11 protein-coding genes, 1 other RNA gene and 3 pseudogenes are annotated in these 13,025 nt (G+C 64.5%); 4 read left to right on the plus strand and 11 right to left on the minus strand.

From position 1 onward, the window contains the following. Window positions 1–979: 979 nt before the first annotated feature. Both ssrA and smpB read right to left on the minus strand, forming a co-directional pair. Window positions 980–1,336, minus strand: a transfer-messenger RNA (tmRNA) gene (gene ssrA / locus M3461_02905). Window positions 1,337–1,784: 448 nt separating this feature from the next. After that, on the minus strand, window positions 1,785–2,258 hold the full coding sequence (gene smpB / locus M3461_02910; GenBank protein ID MDQ3773387.1) for an SsrA-binding protein SmpB: 474 nt from the start codon (window positions 2,256–2,258) through the stop codon (window positions 1,785–1,787). 371 nt (window positions 2,259–2,629) lie between these two features. Between smpB and M3461_02915 the strand changes: the two genes are divergently transcribed. Together M3461_02915 and M3461_02920 are read left to right on the plus strand one after the other, a co-directional pair. Next, a complete protein-coding gene (locus M3461_02915) occupies window positions 2,630–3,028 on the plus strand; it encodes a type II toxin-antitoxin system RatA family toxin (protein MDQ3773388.1) in 399 nt (132 codons plus the stop codon). Then, window positions 3,025–3,327, plus strand: coding sequence for an RnfH family protein (locus M3461_02920; GenBank protein ID MDQ3773389.1), 303 nt, complete (start codon window positions 3,025–3,027; stop codon window positions 3,325–3,327). Before M3461_02915 ends, M3461_02920 begins: the two co-directional genes overlap by 4 nt. A 58-nt stretch (window positions 3,328–3,385) precedes the next feature. Here M3461_02920 and M3461_02925 read toward each other — a convergent pair whose 3' ends face one another. Together M3461_02925 and M3461_02930 are read right to left on the minus strand one after the other, a co-directional pair. Further along, window positions 3,386–3,952, minus strand: a complete 567-nt coding sequence (locus M3461_02925; protein ID MDQ3773390.1) for an outer membrane protein assembly factor BamE — start codon at window positions 3,950–3,952, stop codon at window positions 3,386–3,388. Between the two features lie 361 nt (window positions 3,953–4,313). Further along, a complete protein-coding gene (locus tag M3461_02930) occupies window positions 4,314–5,690 on the minus strand; it encodes a peptide MFS transporter (protein ID MDQ3773391.1) in 1,377 nt (458 codons plus the stop codon). A gap of 66 nt (window positions 5,691–5,756) precedes the next feature. Here M3461_02930 and M3461_02935 point away from each other — a divergent pair, with 66 nt between their 5' ends. Next, the gene (locus tag M3461_02935; GenBank protein ID MDQ3773392.1) at window positions 5,757–6,716 is read left to right on the plus strand and encodes a fatty acid desaturase; all 960 of its coding nucleotides are present in this window, start codon (window positions 5,757–5,759) and stop codon (window positions 6,714–6,716) included. A 38-nt stretch (window positions 6,717–6,754) separates the two neighbouring features. Then, the gene (locus M3461_02940; protein ID MDQ3773393.1) at window positions 6,755–7,132 is read left to right on the plus strand and encodes a hypothetical protein; all 378 of its coding nucleotides are present in this window, start codon (window positions 6,755–6,757) and stop codon (window positions 7,130–7,132) included. Window positions 7,133–7,186: 54 nt separating this feature from the next. Here M3461_02940 and M3461_02945 read toward each other — a convergent pair whose 3' ends face one another. From M3461_02945 to M3461_02975, 7 genes and pseudogenes are all read right to left on the minus strand, one after another. After that, the gene (locus tag M3461_02945) at window positions 7,187–8,812 is read right to left on the minus strand and encodes a phospholipid carrier-dependent glycosyltransferase (protein ID MDQ3773394.1); all 1,626 of its coding nucleotides are present in this window, start codon (window positions 8,810–8,812) and stop codon (window positions 7,187–7,189) included. Window positions 8,813–8,816: 4 nt separating this feature from the next. After that, entirely contained in the window at window positions 8,817–9,086 is a 270-nt protein-coding gene (locus M3461_02950) for a lipid-A-disaccharide synthase N-terminal domain-containing protein (GenBank protein MDQ3773395.1), read from the minus strand. Between the two features lie 3 nt (window positions 9,087–9,089). Beyond that, a complete protein-coding gene (locus M3461_02955) occupies window positions 9,090–9,842 on the minus strand; it encodes a glycosyltransferase family 2 protein (protein ID MDQ3773396.1) in 753 nt (250 codons plus the stop codon). A 425-nt stretch (window positions 9,843–10,267) separates the two neighbouring features. After that, window positions 10,268–10,426 (minus strand): annotated as a pseudogene (locus tag M3461_02960) (23S rRNA (pseudouridine(1915)-N(3))-methyltransferase RlmH). Window positions 10,427–10,717: 291 nt separating this feature from the next. Next, window positions 10,718–11,212: a class I SAM-dependent methyltransferase gene (locus tag M3461_02965; GenBank protein ID MDQ3773397.1), complete on the minus strand. Its 495-nt coding sequence runs from the start codon at window positions 11,210–11,212 to the stop codon at window positions 10,718–10,720. Beyond that, a pseudogene (locus tag M3461_02970) lies at window positions 11,209–11,511 on the minus strand (efflux RND transporter permease subunit). Before M3461_02970 ends, M3461_02965 begins: the two are co-directional and overlap by 4 nt. 607 nt (window positions 11,512–12,118) lie before the next feature. Beyond that, window positions 12,119–12,304: pseudogene (locus tag M3461_02975) on the minus strand (23S rRNA (pseudouridine(1915)-N(3))-methyltransferase RlmH). Between the last annotated feature and the right edge of the window lie 721 nt (window positions 12,305–13,025).

A 13,025-nucleotide genomic window follows, 5' to 3' on the forward strand; every position in this document is an offset into this window, starting at 1 on the left:
TATGAAGCCTTCCGATGGCACCGTCGGAGTTAATATAAAAGCCCTTCGTGAGGGACTCGTCTGGTGTGTCCGAGGAGGTTATGGTCACTCCCCCGATGTCTTATCTGAGTAAATGCGCGAGTAAAAAAGCCGAAAAATGTAGAGACATGGGAAACCGGCGTACTCGGTGAGCGGCAACCCGGACCCGTACAAGCGGCTCGCCATCCGCCATCGGACCTCGGTCGAAGCGCGCCAGGACCGCTCGCTCTTCATCGCGCGTGAACAGGACCGCTAGCCCGGCTGGCTTGTTGGCGCACTCTATACCAGCAGCCAGCCGAAGCGCTTTCTGAAATATCTGTCGGTAGAGGAACACGACGGGTCGGCGCGTGGTTGCGTGCGGACGGCGCAACATCGCACTCGGCCGCGAGCGGGGTCAGAAGCGCCTTCCACGCCGCTGCCCCCCTCTAGTCGAAATGCCACTTCCCGTGGAACCGCATGAAGCGTCCGACCCCATCCACGTAGCCCTTCCTCGTTAGGACGCCGCAACGCAGCAGCCGGATGACGTCGTGGACCTAATCGACCAGTAGCACGCCGCATTGTAAAGGAGGAAAGGTCCTTTTCTGCGTCCGTGCTGCCTCTGTGACAGACTTGGTGGTTTCGTCACTACAACAAGGTGTTTGCGATTCCGCTTTGGGAGCCATGCCTTGTGGGCATACCAGCACCGTGGGAGACGGGCAAACTCGACCATCCATGGGGCAATCGATGTGACACGGTTTGTCCCCGTTGGGATAAGCTACCGATAACAGACCGAAGATCATCCAAGCGGCGTGCAGGAAGCTCTTGTTACTTAGCATTGGTATTGGTATTGGAAGGGAAACGCAGGTCGGAATCTGGCGGTAGGTCGATCCCCGAAGTCCGCACGAACTCTCAGGAATCCCCGTAAGCCCGCAGTATACCACAAGAAAAAAGGCCAACCGAGAATGGTTGACCCTTAGGTGAATGGTGGAGGCGGCGGGAATCGAACCCGCGTCCGTCAGTCCTCCGCCCTCGGTTCTACATGCGTAGCCGTCTCTTCGTTTTGACCGCGGGTCGTCCGAGCGGCAGGACGGCACACGGCGAGCCCGGTGAGGATTTAGCGAGTTGGCCCCGGGCGGGCCTCATCGCGAGCTTGCGAGGATCGACCCCTGAGGCTCAGCGCACAAGCACGGCCCGAGTCAGAGGCTAGCGGGGATTAAGCCGCTAGGGCGTAGTTGTCGTCGTTCGCAACTAACTTGGTTTGCAGTTGGATTTACGAGGTGTGCTGCGCCTCGGCATGCCCCTTAGGTTTTGTGACCGGCGTCGAAACCAGGTCGCCCCCTGGGTGGTACCGGTAGGGTGTCTACCGGGTTCTTGGACAGTGTAACTCAATTGACGTTCCTCGACCACCTGCGGCTCGCGAGGCCAGGCCATCGAGGTATTCGTGCTTGGCCCTAGTGTGGGTTGGCTGTGGACAATGGTTTGGAAAACACGGTGTTAGATCCCCCCACCCTACCCTCTCCCGCAGGGAGAGGGAAACATACGAGGGCTCTCCCGCCGGGAGAGAGATACGAGGCTCCTCCCGCTGGAAGAGGGAGACATGCGCGGCTCCTTCTGCCGCTGGAAGAGGGAGACATGGGAGGCCTCTCCCGTTGGGAGAGGGAATCGTGCACGACTGCCCCCAGGAGGTGAGGGAAGCAGCGTGCCCCAGCTTTCCCCGTGGGAGAAGGGGGGCCCTCGTGCGCGGTCCGGCGCCCTCGCCTACCCCGCGAGGGGAGCTCGGCCCCGAGCTATACGGCGTGCTTGAGGATGCGTTGCTGCTCGCGGCCCCACTCGCGTTCTTTGACCGCCGCGCGCTTGTCGTGGGCCTTCTTGCCCTTGGCGAGCCCTAGCTCGACCTTGGCGCGGCCCTTCTTCCAGTAGAGCGCGGTGGCCACTGCGGTGTAGCCCTTTCGCTCCACCGCCCCGATGAGGCGATTGATCTCCGGGCGGTGCAGGAGGACCTTGCGGCTGCGCGCGGGGTCCGGTTCGACATGGGTCGATGCCGAGGGCAAGGGGCTGATCAAGGCCCCGAACAACCACGCCTCGCCACCCTTGAGGAGCACGTAGCTGTCCCGAAGCTGGACCCGCCCGGCCCGAAGGCTCTTGACCTCCCAGCCTTGCAGGACCAATCCGCCCTCCAGCCGCTCCTCGATGGCGAAGTCGTGCCTGGCCTTCTTGTTCTGGGTGATGGTGGATCCGGGCGTGTGCTTGGCTTTGGTCATGGGGTCCCTGTCGTGCGTGCCGCTTCTCCCCCCGCAGGGAAAGGTCTGCCGCGAACGGTCAAAATCGCGCTTTTGATCCCCTCACCCGAACCCTCTCCCGGAGGGAGGGGGGATATTAGGAGGCGATTGATCACCGTGACCAGTATCACCACGGGATCCGGCTTCTCCGCCGCGGGATTATACCCACCGGCTTGTTCGCCCACAGCGGGTCTGGGATGATCGCGACCATCCCGCGGGCAGGATTCCCGGGGGAACCTCCCGGAGGTTGATGACGCCCGTACCCGCGGGGTAAACGGGCCCCCGGGGGTTGATGAAGCATAGACATGAAGCACGTCAGAAAAAGTGCCCTGGTGCCATATTCCGTCGAGCAGATGTACGAATTGGTCGACGGTGTCGAGCGCTATCCGGAGTTTCTACCGTGGTGCGCGGCGGTGCGGGTGCTCGCCCGCAATCCTCACAGTGTCAAGGCCACGGTCGCGCTCGCCAAGGGCAGCATCCGGCAGAGCTTCACGACGCATAACATCATGGAGGCCGGCCGGCGCATCGAGATGCGCTTGATCGAGGGCCCGTTCAAGTATCTGCATGGGGTCTGGTCGTTCCGCCCCCTGGGTGAGGCGGGATGCGAGGTGGTGCTGTCCATGCAGTATGAGTTCAGCAGCGGGGTCCTGGCGCTGGCCTTCGGTCACGCCTTCAACCACATCGCGAGCACGCTCGTGGATGCCTTTTGCAACCGTGCGCGCGATCTGTATGGGGCCTCTCAGGGCTTGTGAAAAAATCGGACCCCGCGGTCGACGCGATGTGGGTTGAGATCGCCTACTGCGGACGCGGGGATCAAACGGTGCTGCGGGTCGAGGTACCGCCGGGCACCACCGTCGGCCAAGTGCTGCACCGTTCCGGGCTGCTCGATCGCTACCCCGAGATCGACCTCGGGGTCAATCGGATCGGGGTCTTCGGGGTGCTCCGTGGGCTCTGCCATGCCCTGGAGCCCGGCGATAGGGTCGAGATCTACCGGCCGTTAGCAACGGACCCCAAGCGCGCCCGGCGCGTGCGAGCGCGGGCGCGCCCATAACATTGAGGCGATATCCCTTTGACGAGATCGTCGGAGCGAAATCGGGTAGCACCGGGCTTCACCGCGGCAGGCCGGCGTCCTCCTCCGGGATCCGACCGGCTTGGACACCGGTATTCGCCAACTCGACACCCGGTGCCGCCGGCCCGGCATCCTGACCCTTCTCGACTTCGTCATCGCCTAACCCGATCGCGTCCGCAATCGCCGTCAGCCAACCGCGCTCGCGTTCCCCGGGGACCTCTACCGTGATCTCGGGGCGCGGTTGGGGTTCCAGATGACCGCTGGCGGGTTTGACGTCACCGGCCACCCGGACCAGGCGCTCCTCCTGAAAGTACAGGGTGACACGGCGCTCGACCCGGTGTTCGCCGCTCGGTTTCATCGTATAGACGTAGTCCCAGCGGTCCTGATTGAACACGTCCTTCACGAGCGATGTGCCCATGATGGAGCGCACCTTAGCGCGGTCCATCCCGTGTTCCAACCGCGCCAGCATGTCCTGCGTCACGACATTGCCTTGTTGCACATCGATGCGATGGAAGAACGGGAGCGACGTCGATTCCAACCAACCGCTCATCGAACAACCGCCGAGCACCGCAGCGGACAGCACCACGAATCCGAACCGTCTAGTCATGTCCCCTCCCCCACTCCCGGGCGAAGCCACCCCGGCGTGATATAGGGCATCGATTGTATACGCCGCCACGCCGCTCTGCCAACCCGCAATTCTCGCCATTGGCCGTTACTTACGAGGCGCCTCCTAGGGAATTGAGCGGGGCCGGACGCGCCGGCACGGGAAAAAAGGGGGCACGTCCGTGTGCCAAGGGCTTGGTCCGCGTGACCGCGGACGGAGGGAAGGAGGCTGGATCGCCGCACCTGTCTGGCCGGACCTGTCGGGGAAGCCGGGCAGGGCGTCGAAGACGCTCAGAATAGGGCCTGTGCCGGCGGCGATGCACGGTACTATTTCACAGGATCTCTGTGAAATATTACCCAAACGGCTATCCCCGGCCGTGCATCAGACGACACAACCGACCCGCGATCGCGAGCAGCAGCACCCCGGCCGCGAGCGATATGACGACCAGGATCAAGAAGAAGTCCGCCTGTCCTCCGAGGAAGTGGAACAACGCACCGCGTTCCACGGCTTCCAACATTCCCGCCAGATAGCCCGCCAGCAGGTTGGCCGCGAAGCTCGACAGGAACCACACCCCCATGAGCATCGCGGCCATGGACGCCGGGGCGATGCGGGTCACGAGCGCCAGCCCGACCGGCGACACGCACAGCTCGCCGGCGGTGTGCAAGAAGATCGCACCCATGAGCCACAGCGGGCTGACCAGCGCGCCCCGGGCGTTGGCGAGTGCCCCCAGCACCAGGACCACGAAGCCGCCACCGAGTAAGAGGAGACCGAGCGCCATCTTGACGGGCGTGCGCGGCTCCCGACCGCGAGCCGCGAGCCACATCCAGAGCCACGCGAACAGCGGCGCCAAGAGCAGGATGAACGCGGGGTTGAGCGACTGGAACCAGGCGGCCGGGATGGCCGGCACGCCGGTCTCTGCGGCCAGCTCGGTGGGCATCGTGCGGTCGGTATGGCGCTCGGCGAATACCGCCATCGAGGAGCCGGCCTGCTCGAAGGCGAGCCAGAAAAACATGACGAAGAAGGCCATGACCAGGAGGGCCGCGATCCGATCGCGTTCCACCGGGGTCAGCGGGGGGCCAGAATTTCGGACAGCTATCGAGCCGGCGTCGTGACGGCGCGCCGGGGGCGCGCCGAGGGTGCCGAGGTAGCGTCTCTTGCCAAGGACATACACCGCGAGCCCGACCACCATCCCCACCCCGGCCGCCCCGAACCCGTAGCGCCACCCGTAACGCGCGCTCGCCGCCAGATAGCCGCATACGAGCGGTCCGATGAACCCGCCCAGGTTGATCCCCATGTAAAAAATCGTGAAGCCGCCATCCCGGCGTGGGTCATCCTGACCATAGAGCTGGCCGACCAGGGTCGAGACGTTGGATTTGAAGAACCCGGTCCCGAGGATCAAGAGCAGGAGGCCCGTGTAGAATCCCTCCGGCGTCTCCACGGCCAACGAGAAGTGCCCGAGCGCGATCAGGACCGCGCCGATGACGATGGCACGGTGGGTCCCGAGGTAGCGATCGGCAAGATACCCGCCGAGCACCGGGGTCAAGTAGACAAGACCGGTGTACCAGCCGTAGAGGCGGCTCGCGGCCTCGACGGACCAGCCCCACCCGCCGTCCTCGACCTCCGCGATCAGGAACAACACCAGGAGCGCCCGCATGCCGTAGTACGAATAGCGCTCCCACATCTCCAGGAGGAACAGGAGCCACAGGCCCTGCGGCTGAGCTGTGGGCCGCCGGTCGCTCATGCCCGGATGGTTTGAATCGTGGCGATCACTGCCCTACTATACCGGCCAGACCGAGCGCCCGGGGAGGTGTTTCTCCTTCCTGCGAGCGCCGGCGGACACGGGGGGCTTTGGCAGTTCGCCGACATCACGACCCGTGAACGGGTCATCATCCCGAGACCAACGCTTGCCTCAGCGGCTCGCCCGCCTATGAGCACCAAGACGATCGCAGCGTCGGCCACGCCGGTGGCGCAGATGTCGGATACCTCCTGGCTTTTCTGGACGATGCAGCGGGCCTTCGGCACCTGCACCATGATCGTCTACGTGCTGCTCTTCGGCTGGCTCGATTCCCCAGAGGTCGAGGTCCTCTTGCTTCAGCCCCTCACCTGGATCCTGATCATCCTTCAGGGCAACCGCCACGCGATCCTCGGGATGACAATCGGCTATCACCGCTACTTCTCGCACCGCGCGTTCAAGGCCCGGCGGTGGTTCGAGGGCCTCCTGTCGTATTCGTGTGCGGCTTCCAACCAGGGTGGCATGGGGTGGTGGGCGGCCAATCATCGCCACCACCATGCCCACTGCGACACGCAGGAGGATCCGCACTCGCCGGTGGCTCGTTCCAGGCTCTACGCCTGGCTCGGCTGGCCCTACGATCCGAGAAACGCGCGCCGCCGGATCCGGCTCCAGTACCCCGAGACGCGCTGGCTGGATCGGTGGTGTTTCCTGGTCCCGTGGATGGAATGGGGTCTGGTGTGGGCGTTCAGCGGGTCGCGGGCGCTTTCGACCGTCGTGGTATTGCTGCCGGCGTTCCTGTCGCCCTTCGGTACCCTGTGGTTCAACATGATGGCGCATGGGGGCGAGCCCGACCGCAAGGGCTGCACCTCGCGTCGCTATCGGGTACCGTCGGCCGTGGTCCTCGGTGAATCGGAGCACCGCGACCACCACGAGTATCCCCGGAGGGCCCGGCGGCCGGGGCCGGATATCCCTTATCGGCTGGTCCTCGCGCCCATGGCACGCCTGGGCGCCGTGTGGGACCTGCGAGTACGTTGAGTCGCCGTCGAAGCACGGGCGGCGCGAAGAGAGCAGATATGAGCAACAATGCCGAGCTTAGCGTGGGGAATTGGTACCAGTACCCGGAAGACGGGGAGAGGTTCGAGGTGCTGGAGGTCGACGAGGACCGCGGCGTCGTCGAGATCCAGTACGCCGACGGTGAGCGCGACGAGATCGACCTCGAGGAGTGGGGCGACCTCGAGGTCGATCTCACGGACCCGCCCGAAGACTGGGCCGAGACCCTCGAGCGGGGCGAGGCGGCGCGCGGAACCGCGAGCAAGGACGCGGACGAGCCGGCAGGCAGCGGACGTTCTCCGCGATCGCGCCGCAGCCCCGACGATGCGGGCGAAGACGACGAAGACGAAAACGAGCCGGACGGCTACCCGGCCGATGAATCGTGGCGCGACGAGGCATGATGGCGAGGTGGCGAGAATGGCGGGCTATCCGGGCGCGATCGGTGCGGCCCCCTCTTATTTAACTCGCAGCGTGACCACGGAGGTGGCCTCATCGCGATCGCCGGGCATGCTGTCGAGCAGCTCGACGATGCAGCAGTTCGATAGCTCATCCAGGTAGTGGCTCTGCACGATCGCACGCGCCTCGCCGCGCGGCGCCTCTGCGAGCGCGCGCGTCAGGCCTTTGAGCGTCCGCACCCAGTGTATGTGTCGGCCCGTGTAATAGACGAACACGTTCGGGTTGATCCCGAGGCTCAGGAACGGCGTGTCCGGGCCCGCCCCGCGACTCACGGCGTGCGCGAGGCGCTGGCGCTCGAAGCGGTCCTGGCTCCAAAGGAGGCGCGTGGCGCCGAGGCCGATGAAGACCACCGCGGCCATCACCGCCACCACGACCATGTCCCCGAGCCAGGAACCGCGGTGCCGGATACGCCGCACCGATACCAAGAGGAACAGCGGGACGCCTATTGCCAGTGACACGGCGATCGGCCGCTGCTCGGTCGCGGGGGCGCCGAAGGCGAGGAGCCACGTCAGTGCCCCGAGGATCAGGAGCCCATGTAGCGCGACGAACCAGGTCCGCCAGGTCCGCGCCGGGGCGTCCCCGAGCCACTGCACCGTGCCCGCGCCGAGGAGCACGCACAGGGCCGGCAGCACCGGCAGCATATAGAACCAGCGCCGCTGCACGCCGAAAGACAGCAAGAGGGCCGGGACCAGCACAATGCAGGCGAGCCAGGCCGCGGCGCCATCGCGTCCCGATCGACGCACGAAGAGGACGGCGGGCACCACCATAAGCACCCAGGGCAGGACCAGCTGCAAGGGGCGATAGAGGTAATAGGGATCGAGGACCGCGCGCCACTCGGGGATTAGCAGCGTGCCGGAGAGCTGGCTGCCGTAGAGCCCCGTTGCCCCGAGGCGGTGGTGGAGCATGAGCCACCAGGGTAGGGTCAGCGCGCACAGGATCGGTATCCCGGCGAGTGGTCGCAGGGTGCGGAGGCCATGCCGCCACCCCGGCCCGCCGAGCCCCGCATACAGCGCGCAAGCCACGAGCAGCATGAGGGGCAGTTGCGGCCCCTTGGTGAGGGTGGCAAGGCCATAGGCGCTCCACATCGCGTAGGCCCACAGGCGCTCCGCCAGGCTGCCCGGAGTGGACCGCCAAACGTAGGCGAAGGCGGTATAGCCGGCCGCGCACCAGAAGGCATAGAGCAGGTCCGGGCGCGCGTTGTGGGTGTAGGCGAAAAACCCGGCGCTCGTGCCGAGCAGCAAGCCCGCAGAGAGGCCCGTGCCGCGGTCGTAGCAGAGTCGCCCGAGCGTGATGGCGAGCCCGACGAGCCCGAGCCCGGCAAGGATCGAGGGCAGGCGTCCGTGCCAGGGCTCGATGTGGCCCGGGTCGCCGAAGAGCCAGGCTGTAGCCCCCGTCAGCCAGTAGCTCAGCGGGGGTTTGACGAGGCGCGGCTCGGCGTTGAAATAGGGGACGATGTAATCGCCGCGGGCGTGCATCTCCTGCGCGGTCTGCACCACCAGCGCTTCATGGCCCTCCAGGGGCAGCGTAGTCGTCCCGATCCCGGCCACGAGCCCGGCGAGGACCAGGATCAGGGCGACCGAGCCCCACCACGCCGGAGGCCGCGCCAGGCGGTCCGCCAGGGCCATCCCCTCAGGCCGATCCCGGTTCCCGCGACAGGAAGTAGATATTGCGGAGGTAGATGATGAGCCCGCTGGCCTGTCCGACGATGAATACCGGGTCCGCCCTATGGATGGCGTAGCACAGGATCGTGATGCCGCCCCCGATGCTGAAGTACCAGAAGGCCTTGGGTACGATACTGCGGCGGGCGCGTTCGCTCGTCAGCCATTGGACCAGGAAACGCGCCGTGAAGAACAACTGCCCGGTGAAACCGATGATGAGCCAAACCTGTTCCTCGCTCATGATTCAACTGACCTCTTCGCAAATGAGATTCTTGGCCCGCCGCTTTAACCACAGGACCCCGAAGAGGTCCGGGATCCCGACCCACAGGCGGTTGTGGACGCCGTACTTGGACTGGCCGTGCAAGCGCGGCCGGTGGCCGACCTCGACCGACACCACCGTACCGCCGCCGCGCTCGATGAGGGCCGGCAGGAAACGGTGCATGTGATCGAAGAACGGCAGATCGAGGAAGGCCTGGCGGTGGACCAGCTTGAGGCCACAACCGGTGTCGGGGACGGCATCGCCGAGCAGGCGTCCGCGCACCGCGTTGGCGATGCGTGAGGACAGGCGCTTGAGCCAGGGGTCCTCGCGCCGCACGCGGTGGCCGCATACGAGCCTCAAGCGGTGTTCCCCACGGCGCTCGGCGAGCACCGCGCAGAGGCGCGGAATGTCGGCCGGATCGTTCTGCCCATCGCCGTCCAGGGTCGCGACCCATTCGCCGCGCGCCGCGCCGACGCCGTTGCGCAGCGCCGCGCTCTTCCCGAGGTTGTGCGGGTGGCGCAGGATCCGGAGCCTCGTCTCGCCGCCGGCCCGCAAGACCTGGAGTCGGGCGAGGGTATCGTCGTCGCTGCCATCATCGACCACGATGATTTCGTACTCGCCACGGCCCTCGAGGCTTTGTACGATCTCCTGAACCAAGGGAACGACGTTCTCGGCCTCGTTATAGGCGGGGATCACGAGCGATAAGGGCGGCCGGGTAGGGGGTATCTCATGGTGCATTGAGGGACGATTGTGCTGTCGGACGAGGTCTGCGAGCGGTAGTCTGTGAGGTAGTTGAATCGCATTCACCAGCCACCGCAGGCCGGCGAGCGCCGCCGGAAAGCCGATATCGCGCTATAGTAGCGTACCGCCACGCTCAGTCGCCATCCTGGATGACGAAATACACTTCCGTCATGGGATAGGAACCGGCCTCGCCGCCCACCCCCTCTCGGCGCCGTTCTTCGAAGGAGCAGTGCGCTGTCGGGTCGACGAAATGCCAGTCCGTGATCAGGAACGAGTGTTCCTCCACCCTGGCACATACCGTGTCGTGATACCGGCTCATCGGGACCCTCCGGTTTGCCCAGGATCTCACCGTCGAGCACCACCGCGGTGTCGGTCCCGAGCACCGGGGCCAGCGGCGCGGCGAGCCGCATTGCGCCGGCCCGGGCCTTGATGACCCGCACGAGCGCATGGGGCAGGGTCAGCGGCGAGAGCGACCAGCGCTGATCGGCGCGTCGCCCGAGACAGCGCGGATCGAGCCCGTTGGCCCCGCCGACCAGGAGGGCGACATCGCGCAACAGGCGCTGCCAGTCGGCGAGCCGCTGGCGGATCGGACAAGGCGAACCACCGGTCCGCCCGCCTCGTCACGCCGACGCACCCCCATAATTCACTACGACCCCTCTTGCGCTCATCCCCCGTCCACACCTTGCACATCTTACTGGACGAGTGGCCCGAGCTCCCGGGTCCATTATAGCCCTCGTCCCTCCATTAAATCGATCGGTTCTATCGCCCTGCGTGACGCTCCTCCCGAGAACCGTTCCAGGCTCGCCCCGTCCCGGTTTGCCTGATATCACCACTCGCGTCCTAGCGAGGGGATGTTGTTGATTACCTGGAGATTAATCGCTTCGACCGGGTCTGTTCCCTACTCCCCTTGATTCATCCTTGAGCCAATAGGCGACGTAATAGCGTTTAAAGAGAATCACCGCTTCGAAGGCCGGCGGCCCCAAATGGAGGCGGAGAGCCGCGGGCGTGACGGCCCACAAATGCTCTTTTTCCCAGGAAAGCCTCCACAGAGAAAACCAGGGCTCGTAGGGAACGGAAATGATCAGCTGCCGGTGGTAAAGGCGGGAAAGGTTTTGAATGGCTTTAACAGGATCGGGTAGATGCTCAAGAACTTCAAAACAGGTGATGATGTCGGCAGCTCTTCGCGTTTCGGCGATGTCCTCTTCCGCGTCCGTTGCCTGAACATTAAAGCCATTCTTTCGCGCCATCGCGGCGAATTTCCCATTCCCGCATCCCACATCAAGGAGCGTCCTGCCACGCTTATCCAGAAGCTGGAGGCAATACCGGAATCGAATACTCTGCCAAAGATGAAAGAGCGCCTTTCTCATTTTTCGATCCGGCCGGGAGCGCGAATAGGCGTCTTCAGTGAGTCTAGGTTGAGGGTAAGAGCTGGAGATTCAAGCGCTGGCTGCTGAAATCTCTCATACCGTAGCGCCAGCGTCGGCAGGACGAGCAGGTTCAGCACGGTCGAAGTCACCAGGCCGCCGAGAATGACGATCGCCATCGGTCCTTCGATCTCGTGACCGGCCTCTGCGCTGCCAATGGCAATCGACAAGAGCCCCAAAGCCACCACCAGCGCGGTCATTACAATCGGCAGCAACCGCTTGGTTGCGCCACGAATGGCAGTCCCCATTTCATTCTCTTTTGTTTGGCTTCATTCACCTGCGCTCGGTGCTACTATCATGGTCAGGCTCGTAATCATTGATGGCGAGGCTCGAGATTTCGCGTTCGACTTCGGGCCATTCGCTCCCGACCTCGTTGGACAGGAAAACCTGCCTCAGGCTTTCCATCGAATCCTCTCCGCAAAGGCGCTGCAGGGGATGTCTTTCCGGGGATGGCACCGAGCTTCCGTTTGTCCACGTGGATCCGCAGCGCGTTGCGGAGATCTTGAGGAAGTAGCCTTATGGCACAGCGCTTGATGGTCTTGATGGCGAAGATCGCATTCATATTCGAGAGCTATTATTCCAGGTAAACGCAAATGGCCCAATCAAGTGCCGGAAAGTCTTGCAAGAGATAGAAGACCGACGGACAAAAGAAGGGGGGAGTGTAGGAAATTCGGTGGGGTCTTGCAACAGCCTACTGTTGCGTCGGACGTGCCGGCCGGTGATTGGCTGATGCCCTTCGGGGCGGAGCCGGGAGGGAGGCGGCGGCGTTCCGAGCGTGAAGCCAGGTAGAGGAAGGAGCGGCCAGACAGGTCTTCCGTCCGCCGGGTAATCCGCTCAGCCATGGCCCGCTCAGTCACGGTGATAGGGATGGCCGTCGAGGAGGCTCTCCGCGCGGTAGATCTGCTCGGCCAGGATGACGCGCACGAGCGCATGGGGCAGGGTCAGCGGCGAGAGCGCCCAACGCTGGTCGGCGCGCCCGAGACAGCGCGGATCGAGCCCGTCGGCCCCGCCGACCAAGAGGGCGACATTGCGCCCCAGGCGATGCCAGTGGCGCTCCGCGTAGTCCTCGTAGGCGGCCCTCCCACAGGGCGGGACGCGCCGCGAGCCACGGAGATGAGGTGGATGCGCATGACATGCGCTATCCCGCACCCCCATCATCCTCTACGACGGCTGTAGCGCTCATCCCCCGTCCCATCCTGCAACATCTTACGTAACGAGTGGCCCGAGCTCCAGGTCCATTATAGCCCTCGTCTCTCCATTGAATCGGGTGGTTCTATCGCCCTGGTGACGCTCCTCCCGAGGACCGTTCCAGAATCGCCCCGTCCCACTTTGCCTGACATCGCCCACTCGCGCCCTAGCAAGGGGATGTTGTTGAGATACCCGTCACAAAGCCCCTTGTCGTATTGACGCCATGCGACCGCCCTTACAGAAACTGCATAGGCCCAGTTGCGCCCCGAGTCACGGAAAACGTCCTTGAATCCCTGAAACGAGCGCCGCTCTCAGACTCGACGGTCGTCCCTTCCGACCGGTCCGACCGGCAAGTGATCGATCGCATCGCTGTCGGATCGCAGCATCGGACCGAACCTCGTTCCCAGATCAATTTATCACTTGGACTTCCCCCCGTTCCGTGGACGATTTACGGCTTGGGATTCAAGCCGTGCATTGCGGTGGTTGCGGGTTCGGTGTTGAACATATCCTCCTCTCGTAGTTGACGGGTGACAAGTAGGCGATGGACGAGTGCCGACGATGCGGGTTG

The organism is Pseudomonadota bacterium (assembly GCA_030860485.1).
In the GTDB taxonomy this organism is placed as follows: Bacteria; Pseudomonadota; Gammaproteobacteria; order JACCXJ01; family JACCXJ01; genus JACCXJ01.

What these genes read in the sequence shown, in the direction of transcription:
- smpB (MDQ3773387.1), bottom strand. Translation starts at nt 2,258, where the DNA reads ATGACCAAAGCCAAGCACACGCCCGGATCCACCATCACCCAGAACAAG.
- M3461_02915 (MDQ3773388.1), top strand. Translation starts at nt 2,630, where the DNA reads ATGTACGAATTGGTCGACGGTGTCGAGCGCTATCCGGAGTTTCTACCG.
- M3461_02925 (MDQ3773390.1), bottom strand. Translation starts at nt 3,952, where the DNA reads ATGACTAGACGGTTCGGATTCGTGGTGCTGTCCGCTGCGGTGCTCGGC.
- M3461_02930 (MDQ3773391.1), bottom strand. Translation starts at nt 5,690, where the DNA reads ATGAGCGACCGGCGGCCCACAGCTCAGCCGCAGGGCCTGTGGCTCCTG.
- M3461_02940 (MDQ3773393.1), top strand. Translation starts at nt 6,755, where the DNA reads ATGAGCAACAATGCCGAGCTTAGCGTGGGGAATTGGTACCAGTACCCG.
- M3461_02945 (MDQ3773394.1), bottom strand. Translation starts at nt 8,812, where the DNA reads ATGGCCCTGGCGGACCGCCTGGCGCGGCCTCCGGCGTGGTGGGGCTCG.
- M3461_02950 (MDQ3773395.1), bottom strand. Translation starts at nt 9,086, where the DNA reads ATGAGCGAGGAACAGGTTTGGCTCATCATCGGTTTCACCGGGCAGTTG.
- M3461_02955 (MDQ3773396.1), bottom strand. Translation starts at nt 9,842, where the DNA reads ATGCACCATGAGATACCCCCTACCCGGCCGCCCTTATCGCTCGTGATC.
- M3461_02965 (MDQ3773397.1), bottom strand. Translation starts at nt 11,212, where the DNA reads ATGAGAAAGGCGCTCTTTCATCTTTGGCAGAGTATTCGATTCCGGTAT.